General features: G+C 39.0%; 27 protein-coding genes and 2 pseudogenes. 23 read left to right on the top strand and 6 right to left on the bottom strand.

Features of this window, described 5'->3' with window-relative positions; translation table 11 throughout:
* From rpmC to secY, 16 genes and pseudogenes are all read left to right on the top strand, one after another.
* Positions 1–201, top strand: coding sequence for a 50S ribosomal protein L29 (gene rpmC / locus FIB07_00285; protein ID NJD51288.1), 201 nt, complete (start codon positions 1–3; stop codon positions 199–201).
* On the top strand, positions 201–512 hold the full coding sequence (locus FIB07_00280; GenBank protein ID NJD51287.1) for a ribonuclease P protein component 1: 312 nt from the start codon (positions 201–203) through the stop codon (positions 510–512). Before rpmC ends, FIB07_00280 begins: the two co-directional genes overlap by 1 nt.
* Before the next feature lie 13 nt (positions 513–525).
* Positions 526–849, top strand: coding sequence for a 30S ribosomal protein S17 (locus tag FIB07_00275; protein NJD51286.1), 324 nt, complete (start codon positions 526–528; stop codon positions 847–849).
* Positions 846–1244 carry a 50S ribosomal protein L14 gene (locus tag FIB07_00270; GenBank protein ID NJD51285.1) on the top strand — a complete coding sequence of 133 codons (399 nt, stop codon included), beginning with the start codon at positions 846–848 and terminating at the stop codon, positions 1242–1244. The genes FIB07_00275 and FIB07_00270 overlap by 4 nt, the downstream gene beginning before the upstream one ends.
* Positions 1245–1253: 9 nt before the next feature.
* The gene (locus FIB07_00265) at positions 1254–1595 is read left to right on the top strand and encodes a 50S ribosomal protein L24 (protein NJD51284.1); all 342 of its coding nucleotides are present in this window, start codon (positions 1254–1256) and stop codon (positions 1593–1595) included.
* A pseudogene (locus FIB07_00260) lies at positions 1596–2795 on the top strand (30S ribosomal protein S4e).
* Positions 2796–2948, top strand: coding sequence for a 30S ribosomal protein S14 (locus tag FIB07_00255; GenBank protein ID NJD51283.1), 153 nt, complete (start codon positions 2796–2798; stop codon positions 2946–2948). It begins immediately after the preceding pseudogene.
* 9 nt (positions 2949–2957) lie between these two features.
* On the top strand, positions 2958–3347 hold the full coding sequence (locus FIB07_00250) for a 30S ribosomal protein S8 (GenBank protein NJD51282.1): 390 nt from the start codon (positions 2958–2960) through the stop codon (positions 3345–3347).
* An 8-nt stretch (positions 3348–3355) separates the two neighbouring features.
* A complete protein-coding gene (locus FIB07_00245; GenBank protein NJD51281.1) occupies positions 3356–3877 on the top strand; it encodes a 50S ribosomal protein L6 in 522 nt (173 codons plus the stop codon).
* A 13-nt stretch (positions 3878–3890) separates the two neighbouring features.
* The gene (locus FIB07_00240) at positions 3891–4547 is read left to right on the top strand and encodes a 50S ribosomal protein L32e (protein ID NJD51280.1); all 657 of its coding nucleotides are present in this window, start codon (positions 3891–3893) and stop codon (positions 4545–4547) included.
* A 1-nt stretch (position 4548) separates the two neighbouring features.
* Positions 4549–5001 (top strand): 50S ribosomal protein L19e, encoded by a 453-nt coding sequence (locus FIB07_00235; GenBank protein ID NJD51279.1) that lies wholly within the window; start codon positions 4549–4551, stop codon positions 4999–5001.
* A 2-nt stretch (positions 5002–5003) separates the two neighbouring features.
* Complete coding sequence (locus FIB07_00230; protein ID NJD51278.1) at positions 5004–5522, top strand: 50S ribosomal protein L18; 519 nt, start codon at positions 5004–5006, stop codon at positions 5520–5522.
* A gap of 5 nt (positions 5523–5527) precedes the next feature.
* Complete coding sequence (locus tag FIB07_00225; protein NJD51277.1) at positions 5528–6148, top strand: 30S ribosomal protein S5; 621 nt, start codon at positions 5528–5530, stop codon at positions 6146–6148.
* A 3-nt stretch (positions 6149–6151) separates the two neighbouring features.
* Positions 6152–6613 (top strand): 50S ribosomal protein L30, encoded by a 462-nt coding sequence (locus FIB07_00220; GenBank protein ID NJD51276.1) that lies wholly within the window; start codon positions 6152–6154, stop codon positions 6611–6613.
* A 5-nt stretch (positions 6614–6618) separates the two neighbouring features.
* Positions 6619–7062, top strand: coding sequence for a 50S ribosomal protein L15 (locus tag FIB07_00215; protein ID NJD51275.1), 444 nt, complete (start codon positions 6619–6621; stop codon positions 7060–7062).
* Positions 7063–7083: 21 nt separating this feature from the next.
* Positions 7084–8562, top strand: coding sequence for a preprotein translocase subunit SecY (secY, locus tag FIB07_00210; protein ID NJD51274.1), 1479 nt, complete (start codon positions 7084–7086; stop codon positions 8560–8562).
* Between the two features lie 93 nt (positions 8563–8655).
* On the opposite strand, the gene FIB07_00205 is transcribed toward secY, so the two are convergent.
* Genes FIB07_00205 through FIB07_00195 form a run of 3 tightly spaced genes read right to left on the bottom strand, consistent with a single transcriptional unit; the run spans position 8656 to position 10247 of the window.
* A complete protein-coding gene (locus FIB07_00205; protein ID NJD51273.1) occupies positions 8656–9834 on the bottom strand; it encodes an NAD(P)/FAD-dependent oxidoreductase in 1179 nt (392 codons plus the stop codon).
* On the bottom strand, positions 9831–10010 hold the full coding sequence (locus tag FIB07_00200; protein ID NJD51272.1) for a 4Fe-4S dicluster domain-containing protein: 180 nt from the start codon (positions 10008–10010) through the stop codon (positions 9831–9833). Before FIB07_00200 ends, FIB07_00205 begins: the two co-directional genes overlap by 4 nt.
* Before the next feature lie 39 nt (positions 10011–10049).
* Positions 10050–10247: a hypothetical protein gene (locus FIB07_00195; protein ID NJD51271.1), complete on the bottom strand. Its 198-nt coding sequence runs from the start codon at positions 10245–10247 to the stop codon at positions 10050–10052.
* Positions 10248–10554: 307 nt separating this feature from the next.
* Here FIB07_00195 and FIB07_00190 point away from each other — a divergent pair, with 307 nt between their 5' ends.
* Positions 10555–11601 carry a DUF362 domain-containing protein gene (locus tag FIB07_00190; protein NJD51270.1) on the top strand — a complete coding sequence of 349 codons (1047 nt, stop codon included), beginning with the start codon at positions 10555–10557 and terminating at the stop codon, positions 11599–11601.
* 108 nt (positions 11602–11709) lie between these two features.
* Here the strand turns inward: FIB07_00190 and FIB07_00185 are convergent, their stop codons facing one another.
* From FIB07_00185 to FIB07_00175, 3 genes are all read right to left on the bottom strand, one after another.
* Complete coding sequence (locus FIB07_00185) at positions 11710–12042, bottom strand: type II toxin-antitoxin system PemK/MazF family toxin (protein ID NJD51269.1); 333 nt, start codon at positions 12040–12042, stop codon at positions 11710–11712.
* Positions 12027–12221, bottom strand: a complete 195-nt coding sequence (locus FIB07_00180) for a DUF2281 domain-containing protein (GenBank protein NJD51268.1) — start codon at positions 12219–12221, stop codon at positions 12027–12029. The genes FIB07_00185 and FIB07_00180 overlap by 16 nt, the downstream gene beginning before the upstream one ends.
* 233 nt (positions 12222–12454) lie before the next feature.
* Positions 12455–12655 carry a hypothetical protein gene (locus FIB07_00175; protein ID NJD51267.1) on the bottom strand — a complete coding sequence of 67 codons (201 nt, stop codon included), beginning with the start codon at positions 12653–12655 and terminating at the stop codon, positions 12455–12457.
* Positions 12656–12753: 98 nt separating this feature from the next.
* Here FIB07_00175 and FIB07_00170 point away from each other — a divergent pair, with 98 nt between their 5' ends.
* The 6 genes and pseudogenes from FIB07_00170 to FIB07_00145 all read left to right on the top strand — a co-directional run bounded on the left by FIB07_00170 (position 12754) and on the right by FIB07_00145 (position 18197).
* Entirely contained in the window at positions 12754–12960 is a 207-nt protein-coding gene (locus FIB07_00170; protein ID NJD51266.1) for a hypothetical protein, read from the top strand.
* A 277-nt stretch (positions 12961–13237) separates the two neighbouring features.
* Positions 13238–15016: a hypothetical protein gene (locus FIB07_00165; protein ID NJD51265.1), complete on the top strand. Its 1779-nt coding sequence runs from the start codon at positions 13238–13240 to the stop codon at positions 15014–15016.
* Positions 15017–16030, top strand: coding sequence for a hypothetical protein (locus FIB07_00160; protein NJD51264.1), 1014 nt, complete (start codon positions 15017–15019; stop codon positions 16028–16030). It begins immediately after the preceding gene.
* A gap of 47 nt (positions 16031–16077) precedes the next feature.
* Positions 16078–17340: pseudogene (locus tag FIB07_00155) on the top strand (cobalamin-binding domain-containing protein).
* A gap of 307 nt (positions 17341–17647) precedes the next feature.
* Positions 17648–17929 carry a hypothetical protein gene (locus tag FIB07_00150; protein ID NJD51263.1) on the top strand — a complete coding sequence of 94 codons (282 nt, stop codon included), beginning with the start codon at positions 17648–17650 and terminating at the stop codon, positions 17927–17929.
* A complete protein-coding gene (locus tag FIB07_00145) occupies positions 17922–18197 on the top strand; it encodes a type II toxin-antitoxin system mRNA interferase toxin, RelE/StbE family (GenBank protein NJD51262.1) in 276 nt (91 codons plus the stop codon). The genes FIB07_00150 and FIB07_00145 overlap by 8 nt, the downstream gene beginning before the upstream one ends.
* Positions 18198–18432: the final 235 nt, after the last annotated feature.

The following is an 18432-nucleotide window of genomic DNA, read 5'->3' as shown; positions in this document are numbered from 1 at the left end:
ATGGCAATATTGAGAAGTGATGAAATACGGAAAATGAACGACAATGAAAGGCAGGATGAACTGGATAAAATACTAATGGAACTGATCAGGGAACGCGCCATTGCCTCAGCAGGCGGCGCTCCTGAAAGTCCGGGAAAGATGAAAGAAATAAAAAGGACGATAGCAAGGATCAAAACGATTCAGACGGAGATAAATAAGTAATGAAGCTGACACCACACAATATCATACACCATGAAATCATTGGTCTTGATACGCAGGTAGTGGACAGTACGAACATGTCCCTCATAGGAATTGAGGGAAGAATAGTTAATGAAACAAAAAATTTATTGACCATAGAAACTGATGTCCGGGAAAAAAACATTCCAAAATCCTGTTCATCTTTTAAATTCACAATTCCGTCGGTTGACGGCAAACGTTACTTGCCTTTAACAATAAAAGTTGACGGAAGATTATTGCTCTCGCAACCCGAAAACAGAATCCAGACAAAATTCAAGAAAAAATTCAGGAAATAAAAGAGGTATAATAATGACACGTGATATTGGGTTGGATGTTCAACCGCCAACAAAAGAATGCACAGACCCGAATTGTCCGTTCCATGGAAGCCTGCCGGTCAGAGGACAGGTATTAAGTGGAGTAGTCGTAAGCGACAAAATGGATAAAACGGTGGTCGTGCAGAGAACATATGTGAAAAAGAACACAAAATATGAGCGATACGAGAAAAGGAAAACCAAAGTACATGCTCATAACCCTCCCTGCATGAATGCAGAAGAAGGTGCAAAAGTAACGATTGCTGAATGCCGCCCCCTGAGTAAGACAAAATCCTATGTAATAATTGAGGTGCTAAAATGAGAGGGATGAAGGCAAAAATACCCCGCGCAATAAACACAGCGGCCCGAATGGAAGTTGCAGATAATACAGGTGCGCGAATTGTAGAAGTCATATCGGTATTGAAATATCGCGGTGTAAGGAACAGAATGCCTCGCGGCGGTGTTGGAGATACTCTTATCGTAAGCGTTAAAAAAGGAACCCCGGAAACAAGGAAACAGATGTTCAAAGCTGTTATAATACGCCAGAAAAAGGAATTCAGGCGCCCCGATGGAATGAGAGTCTCTTTTGAAGATAACGCAGTAGTGATCGTAGATGATGAAGGCGTGCCCAAGGGTACGGAAATAAAAGGACCTGTAGCCAGGGAAGCAGCGGAACGCTATTCTAAAATTTCATCCGCAGCTTCGATAATAGTGTAGGTGAAAAAAATGGTATCAACACAACCAAGAAAACAAAGAAAATCCAGATATCAGGCTCCTCTCCATATCAGACATAAATTCATGGGTGCGATGTTAAGTCCTGAACTCCGGGAAGAACATAAAATAAAGAGCATTCCCATTCATTCAGGAGATACTGTCAAAGTAATGCGCGGAGACCATAAAGGCACAGAAGGAAAGGTAGCAGTAGTTAATCTTACAAGCATGACAATTACAGTTGATGGTGTAAGCGTTACAAAATCCGATGGCACAGAAGTGCCAAGACCGGTACAACCTTCGAATGTAATGATAACGAAATTAGAAACAAAAGATGAAAGACGCCTGGGTGATTAAATGGCAACACATCAGAAAAGAGTAGCAGCGCCCATATCATGGCCTATTACCAGAAAAACACACCACTGGGTAGTTGGGGCAAATCCCGGAGCCCATTCAACGGAAACAGGTATTCCACTACTTGTGGTCGTACGTGATATCCTTAAGATCGCAAACAATGCCAGGGAAGCTAAAAGGATAATTAATGAAAAGAATATTTGCATAGATGGTGTGATAAGAACCGATTATAAATACATGGTCGGTCTTTTTGATATAATATCATTACCAGCTACTAATGAATACTATCGTGTTCTTTTTGATTCAAAGAACAGGTTCAAACTGTTCAAAGAAGATGCAAATGCCGGGAAGCTATGCAGGGTAAACAATAAAACAATTGTCAGGAAAGGGGCTGTACAGCTTAACCTGCACGATGGTACTAATGTCCTTGCATCCAATGATTACAAGACTTTTGATACTGTAATTCTCGATCCCGCAGACCGCAAGATAATAAAACATATTGGCTACAAAACCGGAAATCTTGCGATGATCGTCGGAGGCGAACATTCGGGTGAGATCGGGAAGATCAAGCAGATCCGAAAAGTCAGGGGCTCAGGAACGAACATGGTAGCAATATCCAATGAGGGGGAGTTTGAGACAATTGAAGATTATGTATATATGATCGGTGAAACCACACCAGAAATCAAGGTGGTATAAATGAATCCGATGAGAACGCCTTCAATTGATAAAGTAACTGTACATATGTGTACCGGAGAATCAGGCGAGCGACTGACCAATGCAGAAAAATTGCTCGGGACTATCGTAAAGCAAAAGCCCGTCAGATCCATGGCAAAAAAAACCTTGCCGAATTTTTCAATAAAGAAACATGAACCGATCGGTTGCAAGGTGACCTTAAGAGGGAACCATGCACAGGAATTCCTTAAAACTGCATTGAAGATCATTGAAAATAAGATTAGTGCAACACAATTCGATGAAAATGGGAATTTTTCTTTCGGAATTGAAGAACATACCGATTTTCCGGGAATGAAATACGATCCCTCAATTGGTATCTACGGAATGGATATCAATGTGGCTTTAAAAAGAGCGGGATACAGGATAAAATCAAGAAAAATCGAGAAACATAAAGTATCCCATGATCACAGATTGAAAAAAGACGACGTAATTTCTTTTGTTAAAGAGAAATACGGTGTGGAGGTAATTTAAATGGAACGAAGTAATAAAAAATTTGGAGCCGGTGCCAATGCCTGCAAACGCTGCGGCAGGAAACAGGGGCTAGTCCGGAAATATGGATTATACCTCTGCAGGCAGTGCTTCAGGGACACAGCATACCAGATGGGCTTTGAGAAATATACATAGGTGATTACAATGTTATTAGATCCACTTGCAGATGCATTATCAACAATAAAAAATGCAGAAATCATAGGCAAACCCGATTGTACTATCAAGCCCGCTTCAAAATTAATAGGAAACGTGCTTAAAGTCATGAAGGATAAAGCTTATATTGGCGATTTCGAATTCATCGATGATGGGAAATCGGGCAATTTCAAGGTACAGCTTAAAGGAAAAATCAACAAATGCGGCGTAATCAGACCGCGTCATGCAGTGAGAAATACCGATTTTGAAAAATGGGAAAAGCGGTATTTGCCAGCAAAGGGCTTCGGCTCTATTATCCTGACAACTCCTGAGGGTGTTATGACCCACAGTGAAGCCAGGGATAATGGCATTGGCGGAGAATTACTTGCTTTCGTTTATTAGGTGATAGTATGGAAACAAAAAGAACTATAGAGATCCCTGAAGGCGTCAATATTAACATCGATACCACAAACGTATCGGTATCAGGCCCGCAGGGTCAGCTCCAGAAAAAACTCTGGTATCCGGGAGTTGCCATAAAGAAAGCTGGTTTGGAAATTACTGTGGAGACTAACATTCCAAGAAGGGAACAGCTCGCTATCCTTGGTACGTATGAGTCCCACTTAAAAAATATGATCGCAGGCGTGACTAAGGGATACGAATATAAGATGAAAGTCGTTTATTCGCATTTCCCTATCCAGATAAAAACCGAAGGGAACAAGGTAATAATTGCTAATTTCCTGGGTGAAAAGAAGGCAAGAAAAGCCAATATCATGGGTAACACAAAAGTCACGATAAAAGGCGACCAGGTCATCCTTAACGGTATCAATAAGGAAGATGTAGGGCAGACAGCAGCCAACATCCGCACAGCTACAAAGATCAAACGATTTGATCCCAGGGTGTTCCAGGACGGGGTTTACCTCGTGGAACAGTAAGGAAGGTGAAAATATGGAAAATGAAGCGATCAAACAACTTACAACTATCGATGGTGTTGGCAAGGCCAAAGCGAAAATTCTTTATGATGCGGGATTCGAGACGATAGAATCTGTAAAAAATGCAAGCGAAGAAGAGATTGCAGGCATAAAAGGAATAGGCGAAAAACTTGGCCGGAAGATCAAAGCCTCTGCCGACCAGATGGTGATCGAAGAAGAAAAGACAGAGACAGGAGAGGAGACTGCTGGGAAAATCGAAGCATCACCTGTTACTATCACACTCGACACAGAAACAAAAAGACTTCTTAATATAAGAAAAAAACAGAAAAGTAAGAAACCCACATTCAAGCAGACAGATTCCCATAAAAAGAAGAAGCTTGCAGATTACTGGAGGAAACCGGACGGCATACATAATAAGACAAGGTATGCGAAGCATGGAAAATGCCCTCTTGTAGAAGCAGGATACGGAAGTCCGGCGGCTGTTCGCGGGCTTCATCCATCAGGATTTGAAGAGATCATTGTAAATAATATTAAAGAAGTTGAATCTCTTAAGACCGACAGGCAGGCTGGAAGAATAGGCGCAACTGTGGGAGCAAGAAAGCGCAGCATTATCGAGAAAAAAGCTGCAGAACTGGGATTGAAGATTTTAAATCCCACACAGAAGGTAGATTAAAATGGCAGATCTTGCAAATCAGAGAAGACTTGCGGCAGAAGTTATGGATATCGGGGTCAACCGCGTATGGATGGATCCCGAAGCGTTCAAGGATATAGCAACAGCTCTTACGCGGGAAGATATCCGTAAATTGATCAGCGAAGAGAAGATTGGAAAAAGGAATATCAAGGGAGTAAGCCGCGGAAGAGCCCGGAAAGTTGCCCAGACGCGTGCATACGGACACAGGAAAGGCCATGGTTCAAGATCGGGAGCAAAAGGAGCAAGGAACCCGAAGAAAGAACAATGGATGAAAAAGATCCGTGCATTACGCAGCCAGCTTAAGGAAATGAAAGAGAATAAGACCATTGAAGTCTCAACATACCGGAAATTATACCGCAAAGCCAAAGGCGGGGAATACAGAAGCAGGGCACATCTTATTGCCCATGTGGAACAGCTTAAAGCCAGGGAGGCTTGAATATGGCAACAGGATCACGATACAAAGTAAAATTCAGAAGAGTCAGGATGGGCAAAACGGATTATCGCACAAGAAAGCAATTGCTGATATCAAAAAAGCCCAGGCTTGTGATCAGGAAAAGCCTGAAAAACACGCAGATACAGATAATAGTACCTCAATCAGCAGGAGATGCGACACTCGTCTCGGCCAACACACAGGATTTAAAAAAATATGGCTATGCTGCCCCGACCGGGAATATCACATCAGCGTATCTGGCGGGATTATTGCTTGGATACAGGGCAAAGAAAAAAGGACAGACTGAGGCAATAACCGACCTGGGATTATACCATACTACCAGGGGTGGACTGCTGTTTGCAGCATTAAAAGGTGCAGTAGATGCAGGTCTTGATATACCCCATGACCCGGCAATATTCCCATCGGAAGACAGGATCATGGGAAAGCATATTGATAAATACAGAAAAACCAATATTGCAGAACAATTCCAGACCGTTAAACAAAAAATCGAGGGCGAATTCAGGTGAATAAAATGAGAGACAAAGGATTTGAACAAGAGAAAGAGGAATGGTTCCCTCAGACAAGACTGGGTAAACTGGTCAAGGAGGGGCAGGTTACAACAATGAGTGAAGCCCTTGCATCGGGATTACCGATAAGAGAGTCTCAGATTGTGGATGCGTTGCTCCCCGAGATCAGAGATGAAGTTCTTGATATCAATATGGTCCAGAGAATGACAGACTCAGGAAGAAGAGTAAAATTCAGGGCAACAGTCATTGTTGGCAATGGTGATGGTTTTATTGGTATCGGAGAGGGAAAAGATGTCCAGGTTGGAATAGCCATCCGAAAAGCGATAGACACTGCCAAGATGAATGTGATCGGTATTAAACGCGGCTGCGGTTCATGGGAATGCGGCTGCGGGCAGGGTCATACAGTACCTTTTGAAGTAAAGGGTAAAACCGGAAGCGTGGAAGTCAGACTTTTGCCTGCTCCCCGTGGACTTGGGATTGCTTCAGGCGGGACTGCTAAAAAAGTGCTTGAGATTGCAGGAATAAAAGATGTATGGACAAAAGTCAGCGGTGAAACGCGAACAACCCTTAATTTCGCAAAAGCAACTTTTGATGCACTTATAAAGACAACAACTATGAAGGTGTGAAAAATGTACGCTATAGTAAAACTTCGCGGAGAAGTAAAAACCAGGCAGGATATCAGGGATACATTAAGAATGTTGCGCCTTGACAGGGTAAATCACTGTGTGGTCGTCCCTGAAACACCCACCTATCATGGAATGATCCATAAAGCAAAGGATTACGTTGCATGGGGAGTCATAACCCCTGAAACACTTGCAGAAATGCTTGAGAACAGGGGCAAGCTCGAAGGCGGGGATGATCTTACTGAGGAATACCTGAGCCAGAACACAAAATTCAAATCCTTCAAGGAACTGGCTAAATCCATATGCGAAGGAAGCACATCAATCTCTGACATTCCTAAAATGAAACCTGTTTTCAGGATGCATCCGGCAAGAAAAGGCCTGAAAGGTACCAAGAGAACTTTCCAGGAAGGAGGAGATCTCGGATTCCACGGAACCCAGATCAATGCCCTGTTAACGAAAATGAGGTAACTATCATGAGCAAACAAAAAACCAAGAAATTCAGGGGTTCAAGGACATGTGGCGGAGGCACGCATAAGAACCGGAGAGGTGGAGGCAGCAGAGGTGGACGCGGGAATGCCGGAACATGCAAGCATCACTTTGTCCGCTCAATGCATCGCAGCTTGCTTTTTGGTAAACACGGGTTCAAACGCCCGCAGTCCGTGACATCAGACTTGATCATCGTAAATATCGGAGAGATCGATGAGGCCATTGAGCAACTGGTAACAGATGGATTTGCAGAAAAGAAAGGAAATGCATTCCACATTGACCTTGGCAGTATCGGTATAGAAAAAGTACTTGGCAGTGGAAAAGTAACCAAACCATTATTTGTAACCGCTTCCGAGTTCTCGTCTGTCGCAAAGCAGAAGATTGAAGAAGCTAAAGGGCAGATAATTTCCCCTTTAGAAAAACCAGAATAGATAAAACAAGAGTAAAAAAATATGGCATTTGAAAGTCTTGCACCCCTATTGAACCGTCTTCCTGCGGTTACACGCCCGGAAGGCCATGTGCATTTTAAGAAAAAACTTGGATGGACACTGGGAATTCTTGTCCTGTATTTCGTTTTGGCCAATATCCCGCTATTCGGGCTGGATAAAAGCTCGATCGATCTGTTCGAACTTTACAGGGCATTCTTCGCCGGAGCTTCCGGTTCACTGATGGTCCTGGGAATAGGTCCGATAGTGACAGCTTCAATAGTGTTGCAATTGCTTGTGGGAGCAAATGTCATAAAAATGGATCTGACTGATCCACATCAACAGGCTATCTTCCAGGGTTTGCAGAAACTTCTTGTTTTTGTAATGATCGCTCTTGAAGCCCTGCCGCAGATCCTTGGTGGATTTATGAAAGCAGATGCCGGACTGGCAGCTACTCTGGGTGTTCCTGTAAGCTACATAACATTGTTGTTATTCATCCAGGTTTGTATGGGCGGTGTATTAATTCTCTATATGGATGAAATAGTTTCCAAGTGGGGAATAGGCTCAGGTGTTGGAATGTTTATTATCGCCGGCGTATCGCAGCAGATTGTACAGGGCCTGTTCAACTGGAATGCAGATAACACAGGAACTCCGATAGGTATCTTTCCAAAATGGATATTCATGGCTGGTCCTACATCCGGTGTCGACTTGAATTATATATTGACAAACAAAGTCCTGTTCCTCTACAATGCAGGAATACTTGCGCTGTTAAGTACAATAATTATTTATCTGATGGTAGTTTACGTGGAAAGCACGCGTATCGAGATACCCCTTGCCCATGCAGCTGTAAGAGGAGCACGCGGCCGATTCCCTGTAAAACTCATATATGCAAGCGTTTTGCCAATGATCCTTGTCAGGGCTCTTCAGGCAAATATCCAGATGATAGGCCTGATTCTTTCAAGCAAAAATATAACGACGCTGGGAACTTACAAACAAGGAACCGCTGTCGATGGACTCATGTATTACCTTTCGCCCATAAACGGGCCGAGTGACTGGATACCCAGTCTTGTTGGACCCAGATTTACGAACCTTGGTGTAGCAGAACCTGCGTTATGGAAGATAATCCTGCATGTTTTCACTGATGCGTCCATGCTTATCATTGGAGGTATAATCTTTGCTCTTTTCTGGGTCGAAACCACAGGAATGGGCGCAAAGCAGGTCGCCGAAAAGATCCAGAAGTCGGGAATGCAGATTCCGGGCTATCGCAGAAGCAGCGGGACACTTGAACGCGTAATGCAGCGGTATGTTCCCAAAGTAACAGTTATAGGCGGGGCATTTATCGGGATTCTTACACTCATTGCAAGTTTACTTGGTACTCTTGGCGGGGCAGGCGGAACAGGACTATTGCTGACAGTCAGTATCATGTACAGGTTGTATGAGGATATTGCAAGCCAGCAGATGATGGAAATGCACCCGATGATGAGAAGCTTCTTCGGGAAGGAATGATATAGACAGGATCGACGGGATTAACTATATAAATCGAATCCTGTCGATCCGGTAAATCCTGTCACAAATGATTATGTGCTTTTTTAAATGAATTTATATAAATAGCGTCCTTAATTCCCACAATATCTTCGGATTTTTCTTAAATAAAATTGGCAGCACTTTTGGCAGAGCCATCTTGCTGGTATCTATCCCGGATAGTGAATGAGCTAGCTGGTTTAACTGCTCGTCTGACACCTTTATAAGAAGATTTTTTATCATCAGGGATTTACTCAATTCTTTTCCTATCGTGGCGCGCCACCTATCTTCGTATTCTTTCAGTATCTTAACCGAATAATCTCCCTTTTCTTTTGCCTTGATACATACCTCCCCTGCAATTTTTCCTGCATCCATTGCATTGATGATACCTCCTCCTGTCAGGGGATCTGACTGCCTTGCTGCATCACCTACAAGAATAAGACCATCCGCCACTGTTTGTTTTATCGGCCCGCTTACGGGAACGCCTCCCACTACCATTTCAATGATCTTACCCTCAGGCATATAAGTTTTCATGAAATTATGGAGCAATGAAATCGGCTTCACAGTGCCGCATTTGCTGCCGAGTATTCCCAGGCCTACATTTGCCGTATGTTCTCCTTTGGGAAATAACCACAGGTAACCTCCAGGCGCATATTTTTCTCCAACGTAAAATTTGTTGTACTCACCCGCATCAATATTTGAAACAAGGAACTGGGTGCATGTGTTGATATCTACAGGTCTCAATGAAGTATCTATTCCTCCCCACCTGCCGACCTTGGATTCCACACCATCAGCCCCAATGACTATGCTGGCCTTGATGTCAGTGACTTCTCCCATATACATGGCTTTTATACCTGAAATGCTTCCGTTGTTACTTAATAATCCCATGGCTCTGGTTTTTACCATGACGTCTGCGCCTGCCATGGCTGCCTGCTGCGCAAGCACACGGTCAAAAACTTTTCTTTCAAGATTAAAACCCGCTTTTTGGCTTGATGCTTCTTCGGACATTTTGATCTCAGTTCCATCAGGAGCAAATATCTTCGAGCCTTTTAATTCGGCAGCTATCCATCTGCTATCAGGCTGAATATGTTTTACTAAACCTTCTTTTCCAACTCCCTCAGCACATCTTACCGGATCTCCTATTTCCTGTCTTTTCTCAATCAATAGCACTTCCAGCCCTGCTTGTGCACAGGTTTTTGCAGTTATCGAACCACCGGGACCTGCCCCAACTATAATAACATCATAACTGGATTTCATCTTATTACCACCAGCTCAAGCGCCCCAACAGGACATATTTTTGCACATGCTCCGCAGCTCGTGCAGGTATTATCCACTTCAATCCATGTTTCCGCCAGTTCGAGTGCGCCAACAGGACACACTCCCACGCAGGCTCCACAGTAACCGCACTTATAACGATTAACAATAACACTCATAGGCTGCCTTGTTAACGCGTTCAGCACATATAAATTTTGTTAAGCGTTCACGTATTCAGGAGTTAATTCACAAAAAAATCCATTACCTTCGATTTCCTGATGTATTTCAACTGTCTCAAAGAGCACAGGAACACTTAATATTTTGATATCATTTTTTGTAATGTAAAGCTGTTCTATTTTTTTGGCTGAAATTCCAGATTTTAATAATTTCACCCTTTCTTCGGATGTTTCTAACATATACTATCTCCATTTTTGTTCTTTGTTTTTTGAGCACGTCTGTTTTTGCATTGAAGCATGCGTCTTCATAATCATCATTATGAGCATTAATGATATTAAATATAATGAAAGTTTTTGGGTTTATTCAGTTGTTATAAGTTTTATTATTGTTTATTTTAGTTCTCTATAGTTTAATAGCTATTTTTTTTTGAATTTGAGGTTGATGGTCGCTTTAAAAAAAATATATGAATGCTCATGACGCTAATTACTTCTATTGAAAATCTTAATTAATACTGTTGCATATATAGTCAAACAGGATGTGACAATATTGAATAAAATTATTTTTAAAGATGCCAGAATTACAAAACCAGAGGATAATCAGCCGGAGCAGATAAAAGAAATATTTCCGGATATATCACCTGTAAAAAAAGGAGATATTGTAGCTATCAAAATTCATCCTGGTGAATATGGCAATACAACACACATCAGACCCGTGATTGTAAGAACAGTAGTTGACATGGTAATAAAAGAAGGCGGGATACCGTTTGTTACAGAAACCACGACCTTATACAGAGGTATGAAGCTTAATGCCGCAGAACTCATTCAGGGGGCGGCCATGAACGGATTTACACATGCGAGTATGAATGCTCCCTTTATTGTGGCAGATGGATTAAGGGGCGGGGATGGAAGAGAGATAAAGATCAATGGAGATGTGCTTGACAGTATTACGATTGCATCAGGTATCGCAGAAGCTGATTCCATGATAGTCATTTCCCACGGGAAAGGACATCCTGCCTCAGGATTCGGCGGCGCCGTGAAACACCTGGGCATGGGATGTCTTGACAGGGCAGGAAAAATCAAAGTCCATGAGGTAGGAAGACCTTCCATCGATCCTGAAAAATGTATCCAGTGCGGGGATTGTGTGGAGATTTGCCCCTGGGGGGCAATTAATCCTCCACAGATAGACCATTCAAAATGCTGCGGAGAATTATCCTGCGCTGATGCATGCAGCAACGAAGCGATAATTCCTCCTGCGGATGCATCTCTTAAAATGCAAAAAAGGTTAGGTGAAGCAGCACTTGGACCTATCAGGGCGCTCAAAGGGCGCATCGGTTATATCAACTGGGTTTATGACCTTACACCCGGATGCGATTGCTTCAATTTTTCAGGCGAGCGTTTTGTGGAAGATATCGGAATACTTGCAGGAACAGACCCGGTAGCTATTGATGCCGCCACGATTGACCTGATAAATGAACGAATGAAAATAAACGGCAAGTCGATATACCACTTGTGGGGCACAGATCCATCCATACATCTGGAAGCTGCTGAAAAAATAGGTTGTGGCAGTAGAAAATATTCATTCAGGAATTTATAAAAATATTTTGTACTTCACAAGCGCTGTACTTGAACCTATTATCTTTTCAAATACAAGCTCTCCGGACTGCTATAGATAAAATGAAATTGATAGCGTAAGTTGGAGACTTTATCGCCGCAAGATTTCAATGATTTTGTCTATAACATCATCAATAATTTTCTTTTTGAGATGTCCCACAGAATATAAAATTATGCCGCTATCTGCTGTAAAAATCCGGTTTGGTCTAATATGGCTTCTTTGTTTAATATTGCCTTTCGCGAAGTCTTTATCATCGATCTGGATAGCATAATCATCATTTATCCATTGGCTCGTTATTTGACATAGAATTATATCTTTTCCTGTTAACTCTGCAATGACCAGCGCTGGGCGTCTTTTAGATTGCGTTAGATCTGAAAACTGGAAAGGAACGACAACAACATCCCCTTTTACAAATCTTGCCATGCCTTATCTTCTTCTTCCCTCAGCCAATCCTTTTTAAGGGAAGATTCACTTGCAATCGCTGTTTCCAGCTTTTCTTTAACGGTCTTTGTTTTGAGAAAATGGATAAAATCCAGTACTTCATCTAAAAGGGGTTCTGGAATATGTTCCATTTCATGCAAGATTAATTCTTTTTTTGCCACATTTACCATGGTATTATATTTCTATATCTTTATTCTGTTATAATTGTTATGTTGTATTTCCTGTCTATTTAAGTTCTGATCTCTATGAACGCCGCCGTTATCATCATTTTCTTTACACTAACTTAAGAGGAGCAAAAGAGGCTTGAAGTTCATCAAATATCTCCCCACAGCTATTTTGAACATCTTCGGGTAGACGTGCAAGACTTTTTTCAGCTTTTTTCGTCAAAACAACATTAAACATTCAAGACCTTTTTTGCTTTTAATGCTCGCCAATCCGTATATTTACCAGACTTGAATTCCTTCTCCCCTTCAACAATAGCTTCAAGTTCATCATTTTCAGGTTCAACTTCGGGAACAAGCAAGCTCTTTAGGTCTTTTATTTCCGTTCTTAGGAGTTTCAGTTCTCTATATATACTCTCAATAGTTGCAGCCATAGATCGATACTGTGAATATTATGCCTTTTGAATATTTAAATGTGATGAAATCCCAGGAAATAGTAAAGCGTTTTTGATGAAATAAGGATGAAATTAGAATGAATCATCCCGAATCGCGCATAGGGAGAGGGCAGATATGTGTGCCTGCTGGCATAAATGGATTCCGAGAGCTTATCAAGAACAAGCTTGCCGAGCTTGGTATAGCGCAGGATGAGGATACGTGGAGTGCAGGGCGACCAGTTGCCTCTGTAATTTCCAATTTGCGTTACCAGTTGCCACTGTCGGGAAGGATTAGAGGATGGTGATTTTGGAGTGAAGGTGGAGAGGACGAAATTATGGATTTTCTAGTCGTGGTCGAGCTTTATCTTTGTTCCTTCCATTCTAACTTCGGCGTGGGATTGGAGGAATGGTTAGTATTCAGTCTCTGTAATTTCACGCAAGAATCATATTGATCTGATTTTTAATATATAAATTATTATCCAATTTTTTTAAATATAATTAAGTTGTAGGCAAGTTATAACTAAATACAAAAATTTACCGAAAAGTTTAGATTGAAGTAAAATAATTTTCATCAAGAAAAAAATGAGTAGAGAACTTAATCCTGAACTAATGAATGTACCTCAAACAGGGCATATGAAAGTTCATAGTAAAATTCTTAAAGATTTAAGCTCTGGAATCTATAGCAATCCCGCAAATGCAATAAAAGAATTAATAATAAATTCCTATGATGCAAGTGCTTCAAAAGTAACAATAAGGGCCAAGCCAGACCTTGATTCATTTACAATTATAGATGATGGAATAGGAATGAATTGTGATGACTTTGAAAATAAATTCGCATGGATTAGCCACTCTGAAAAACGAAGAGAGAATGAGTTTTCAGACAAATTTGAGAGGCCCTTGGTGGGTAAATTTGGTATCGGTTTCATCTCAGCTTCTCAGTTATGCAATAAAATGACTGTTATCTCTTCGAAGGCAGGTGAGAAAAAGAAATTTAGAGTTGATATAGATTTTAGCAGATATAAAGGGGAAGGATACAAGCCAGATGGAGGACCTGAAAATATCTACGATGTAAGTCAATACAATTTTATCAATTTAGAGGAAGAAATTGGAGCTCATTATACTATAATCATATTATCAGAGCTAAGCCGGGAATTTATAGATATTCTTACTGACAAGGAAATATTAGAAAAACTGGAGGAAATGGATGAGAAGGAACGTAAAAAAAATGAAAGAATAGATTTAGAGGATATATCATTCGAAAAAATATCTGAAATTATCTCATTAAAGACTATTAGAGAAATTGAAAAAAATGTCGGTACATATTGGCAATTTGTTTTTGACATTGCGAATACAGTTCCAGTCCCCTATTTACCTAATGGACCACTTAATATCAAGAATATGCATCCTGTCCTCAAAAAAATAGTTGATGATATCAAAAAATATGATTTTTCAGTTGAGATCGATGGAATAGATTTACGGAAACCAATAATCCTACCAAATTCAGATGATATAAAAATAGAAGGGGAAGATTTCGATGTATATTTCTTTGAGGAAAAACAAATAGTAGATAATAAGCATCTCAAATTCAGGGGTTATTTCTATAATCAAAAAAATCGAATAATTCCCGTTGATTTTCAAGGGGTATTAGTTCGAGTACGCAACGTTTCAATTGGAAAAGCGGATCGAAATTTTCTTAATTATCCTTGGATGGAAAAACTATGGATGGCATGGACATTTGGTGAAATATATGTTGATGAAGGATTAGAGGATTCTTTAAATATTAACAGAAACTCTTTTGTGATTAATCATCCACATTATATGTATATTCAGAGATATATACATAATATTTTACATGATATTATTTTCAAAAGGGCAAGAGCGAGATACGAAGAAAGAAAGGAAAAAACGAAAATAATTCAAGCTGAAAAGAGAACTGAAATAATTAATAATGTTTTACAGCAACCCAGAAAGAAAGAAGAAATTTCAAAAGTAACAACACCACCAAGAATAGAAATTCCAGTTAAAACGGAAGTTCCAATAAGAGTGGAAATACCAGAAAAAGAAAAGACAATACCCAGCGTAAAAATATTTCACATTTCACAGAAGTCTAAAGAAAAAGAATTATCGGATTATTTGAAATTACAGGATTTTAACCAATCTGAGCCAGTAGTTGTAGATAATAAGAAGAGAATAATTATTTTAAACGATCGCCATAATGTGTTTAAAAGACTTAAAAAGAAGGACAAAGAATCATTAGAAGAAATTTTGACTTTATTTGAAATATCTCTGGAGAACTCTGGAGGAAATATTAACAAATTAAAACAATTATTTTTTAAAAACCTTGAAGAATGGAGGAGATAAATGCCCGAAGATGGTTTTTTCAATAGAAAGGCAGATGAAGAAGTCTTCAATACACCCCAAAAAAAGTATATAAGACATGAAGTATGGTCTAAATATGCAAGAATAAGGAAGGAGAAATGTCATTCAGATTTCGTAAGATATCTTACGTTTCCAGCGGAAGGGTGTTACGATATAAAAATACTTGAAGGGATGGGACTTTTAAAAACGCTGCAAATCAATGGAAGAACTAAATACAAGAGCGTAGGTTTTTGTGAAACTGATTCAGAGAAATTTGCAAGAATCCAAGAAAAACTTCCTGATGCTAGACATCATAATGGTGAATACGAAGACCTTGTTGGAGCGTATAATACTTCAATACCTGACAAAGCTCAGAGATGGTTTCCATTCGATGTTATAAATTTAGATTTTACTTCACCCTTATTTTATTGGAAATATTCTGTAAATAAAGAGAAGGTTACTAATTCAATACTTAGAACTTTTCAAATTCAGAAAATTAGACATACCTCATTCACATTGTTCCTAACATTACCTGCTCGTAAAGATGATGATATTCTTAGCGGTAAAGAAAAACTTGATAATATTGTTAAAGATAATCTTGTTAATCCTAGACAAATTCAATTTAAAAAGAAATTTTTTGAAAAATATAATATTAATATGAACTCTTATATTTTCGATCAAATTGATTATCGCGAATATCTTTTAATATCAATTCCTAAAATGGTCATAAATATGGGAACTAGGGAGAGTTTTGACGTAGTTTGTTGTGAAAGATTTTCTTATAGGGGCGACCATTATGATGGTAGAAGTAATCTAACAAATATGCTAACATTCGTTTTTGAGTGCGAACTTATAGGAAATTCAGATGGTTATACTGGAAAAAATCCAGTGGAACTATTAAATGAAAGGTATCCTATGAGAGTTCTTGATTATTTTACATCTAAATTTATCGTAATTAATGACCTCTTTGAATCTGATAATGGCATTAAAACAAGATATATGGGGATTACATTTTGACAATTGAAAATTATATAATGCAATCAATAAATTAGTTTGTTCATGTTATGGAAAATATTTTACTAATAGAACCTGATTATAAGAATAAATACCCACCTCTGGGATTAATGAAAATATCTACCTATCATAAACAAAGAGGAGATAATGTAGTTTTTTACAAGGGATGTTCACCAACATTAAAAGAACAGATTTGGGATAGAATCTATATCTCAACCTTGTTTACCTTTTATTGGAATAAAACCATTAAGACAATAAAATATTACAGCCAAAGTGTTAGGCACCCTTCCCATATTTTTGTTGGTGGCGTAATGGCCACCTTAATGAAAGATGAAATAAAAAAAGAGATTGATGTAACTATAGTTGAGGGTTTATTAAATGAGCAATGGAAGTTGCGCTATACAGATGATGACAAAATAGATTCTATTCTTCCAGATTATTCAATTATAGATCAGAAATCAAATAGTTTATTAGGATATTCTTATCCAACAAATGATTCTTATATTGCTTATGCTACAAGGGGCTGTATTAGAAAATGCAAATTTTGTGCTGTGCCAATAATAGAACCACATTTTACAAATAGTATATCAATTGCTAAGCAAGTAGAAGCCATAAAAAAGGAATTCGGAGAAAAAAAACATTTACTTTTACTCGACAATAATATTTTAGCCTCTAAGGAATTTCCAAAAATAATTGATGAGATCAAATCTGCTGGTTTTGAAAAAGGGGCTAAATATTCTCTAAACATAAACGGCAGAAAGTTTTTTTCAAATCGTTATGTAGATTTTAATCAAGGTATAGATTCAAGATTACTAACAAAAGAAAAAATGAAACTGTTAAGTGAAATTGCTATTTACCCGTTGCGAATCGCTTTTGATGATATAAAATTTAAAGATACTTACGTAGAAAAAGTAAGGTTAGCAGCGGAACACGGAATTAAAATTTTATCAAATTATATTTTATTTAACTTTGAGGATACACCAGAAGATTTTTATGAAAGGTTAAAAATTAATGTGGAATTGAATGAGGAATTTGAGAGAAATGGATATGAAAGTCGGATTTGGTCGTTTCCAATGAAGTATTCCCCGATACATGGCAATTTTAGTAAAAATAGGAAATATATTGGTCGAAATTGGAATAAAAAATATTTAAGGGGTGTTCAATGTGTATTACTTGCTACCCATGGGGTAGTTAGTCCAAAAAAGAAATTCTTTGAGAGAGCATTTGGGAAAGATGTAGAAGAATTTCTGAAGATAGTTACATTGCCAGAAGATTATATAATTCATAGAAATATCCACTTAAATAATGATGATAGAAATAAATTAGAAGCCAAAATCAATTCATTGAATAAAGGACAGAAGGATACTCTCATGAGAACAATATTTGCTAATAATTTTAATGATATTGAGACTCTAACTACCGATAGAGATATCTTAGACATTTTGGAGTTATATAAGTTAAATAAATCCGCTATTTAAGATAACAACAGCTAACATTACACCTTTATCCATCAGCGCAAGCGATAATTTTCGAGTATCATCTATAGAATAAATGGAGTGTAATCATTTTCGCTTAAACCCCGGAGTCCATCGACTCGATTGATTTCCGGCGCGTAATAAAATGAAAATGCTTGTAAAATGGATTTATTTAAATAGTAAGGCAAACAAGAAATATCGTGGTAAAATGATGAACAAAATGGTTACCCTTGATAAAGTTCTCGAAGAAGCAGAACATTTAGAATTTGATGATAGGGAGTATCTATTGAATATTCTTTCTAAAAGGCAGATTGAGTTAAGAAGGATTGAAATATCTAAAAGGGTAAAAGAAGCATTGAAGGCTTACAAAGAGGATAATGTAAAGAGCGGGAAGCTTGAAGAACTCTGGAAAGACCTGAATGATTGAACTTATATGGGATGAGAAGTTTAAAAGACTATTTAAAAAGTGGTGCCAGAAACATCCTGATTTAAAGGAGCAATTCAGGAATAAAATGGAATTATTTGTGATCGATCCCTTTCATCCATCTTTGAAAACACATAGCTTAAGTGGTATCTTAAAAGGGTCATGGGGAATGCGGATAAATTATGAGCAAAGATTGATATTTAGATTCGTGGATAAAGAAAAAAAGAAAATCTTGCTAATAGATTTAGGAACGCATGATGAAGTATACTAATATAAGTTCTACACCGTTTCATATAAATCTGCTGTTTCAAATTGCTAAGACTCTTTTTTTCTAAAATCCCGGCGCCCATCGACTCGATGATTCTCGGCACGTCACAATCGGACGTAACCCGGGACGGCTATCGGGACATGGGAGCGCGCCGCCTGGGGATTTCATGAAAGCTGCGGTTCGAATCCTGTCAATCCAGTCCATCCTGTCGAAATATGTTCTTACTCTGGTTATGATA

This window comes from Candidatus Methanoperedens sp., from assembly GCA_012026795.1.
Lineage (GTDB): Archaea > Halobacteriota > Methanosarcinia > Methanosarcinales > Methanoperedenaceae > Methanoperedens.
Note: the sequence above shows the minus strand (reverse complement) of the source record. Positions and strands in the feature narration are given on the sequence as shown.

Coding starts and splice junctions, on each gene's coding strand:
- rpmC (NJD51288.1), top strand. CDS start 1: ATGGCAATATTGAGAAGTGATGAAATACGGAAAATGAACGACAATGAA.
- FIB07_00280 (NJD51287.1), top strand. CDS start 201: ATGAAGCTGACACCACACAATATCATACACCATGAAATCATTGGTCTT.
- FIB07_00275 (NJD51286.1), top strand. CDS start 526: ATGACACGTGATATTGGGTTGGATGTTCAACCGCCAACAAAAGAATGC.
- FIB07_00270 (NJD51285.1), top strand. CDS start 846: ATGAGAGGGATGAAGGCAAAAATACCCCGCGCAATAAACACAGCGGCC.
- FIB07_00265 (NJD51284.1), top strand. CDS start 1,254: ATGGTATCAACACAACCAAGAAAACAAAGAAAATCCAGATATCAGGCT.
- FIB07_00255 (NJD51283.1), top strand. CDS start 2,796: ATGGAACGAAGTAATAAAAAATTTGGAGCCGGTGCCAATGCCTGCAAA.
- FIB07_00250 (NJD51282.1), top strand. CDS start 2,958: ATGTTATTAGATCCACTTGCAGATGCATTATCAACAATAAAAAATGCA.
- FIB07_00245 (NJD51281.1), top strand. CDS start 3,356: ATGGAAACAAAAAGAACTATAGAGATCCCTGAAGGCGTCAATATTAAC.
- FIB07_00240 (NJD51280.1), top strand. CDS start 3,891: ATGGAAAATGAAGCGATCAAACAACTTACAACTATCGATGGTGTTGGC.
- FIB07_00235 (NJD51279.1), top strand. CDS start 4,549: ATGGCAGATCTTGCAAATCAGAGAAGACTTGCGGCAGAAGTTATGGAT.
- FIB07_00230 (NJD51278.1), top strand. CDS start 5,004: ATGGCAACAGGATCACGATACAAAGTAAAATTCAGAAGAGTCAGGATG.
- FIB07_00225 (NJD51277.1), top strand. CDS start 5,528: ATGAGAGACAAAGGATTTGAACAAGAGAAAGAGGAATGGTTCCCTCAG.
- FIB07_00220 (NJD51276.1), top strand. CDS start 6,152: ATGTACGCTATAGTAAAACTTCGCGGAGAAGTAAAAACCAGGCAGGAT.
- FIB07_00215 (NJD51275.1), top strand. CDS start 6,619: ATGAGCAAACAAAAAACCAAGAAATTCAGGGGTTCAAGGACATGTGGC.
- secY (NJD51274.1), top strand. CDS start 7,084: ATGGCATTTGAAAGTCTTGCACCCCTATTGAACCGTCTTCCTGCGGTT.
- FIB07_00205 (NJD51273.1), bottom strand. CDS start 9,834: ATGAAATCCAGTTATGATGTTATTATAGTTGGGGCAGGTCCCGGTGGT.
- FIB07_00200 (NJD51272.1), bottom strand. CDS start 10,010: ATGAGTGTTATTGTTAATCGTTATAAGTGCGGTTACTGTGGAGCCTGC.
- FIB07_00195 (NJD51271.1), bottom strand. CDS start 10,247: ATGTTAGAAACATCCGAAGAAAGGGTGAAATTATTAAAATCTGGAATT.
- FIB07_00185 (NJD51269.1), bottom strand. CDS start 12,042: ATGGCAAGATTTGTAAAAGGGGATGTTGTTGTCGTTCCTTTCCAGTTT.
- FIB07_00175 (NJD51267.1), bottom strand. CDS start 12,655: ATGGCTGCAACTATTGAGAGTATATATAGAGAACTGAAACTCCTAAGA.
- FIB07_00170 (NJD51266.1), top strand. CDS start 12,754: ATGAATCATCCCGAATCGCGCATAGGGAGAGGGCAGATATGTGTGCCT.
- FIB07_00165 (NJD51265.1), top strand. CDS start 13,238: ATGAGTAGAGAACTTAATCCTGAACTAATGAATGTACCTCAAACAGGG.
- FIB07_00160 (NJD51264.1), top strand. CDS start 15,017: ATGCCCGAAGATGGTTTTTTCAATAGAAAGGCAGATGAAGAAGTCTTC.
- FIB07_00150 (NJD51263.1), top strand. CDS start 17,648: ATGAAAATGCTTGTAAAATGGATTTATTTAAATAGTAAGGCAAACAAG.
- FIB07_00145 (NJD51262.1), top strand. CDS start 17,922: ATGATTGAACTTATATGGGATGAGAAGTTTAAAAGACTATTTAAAAAG.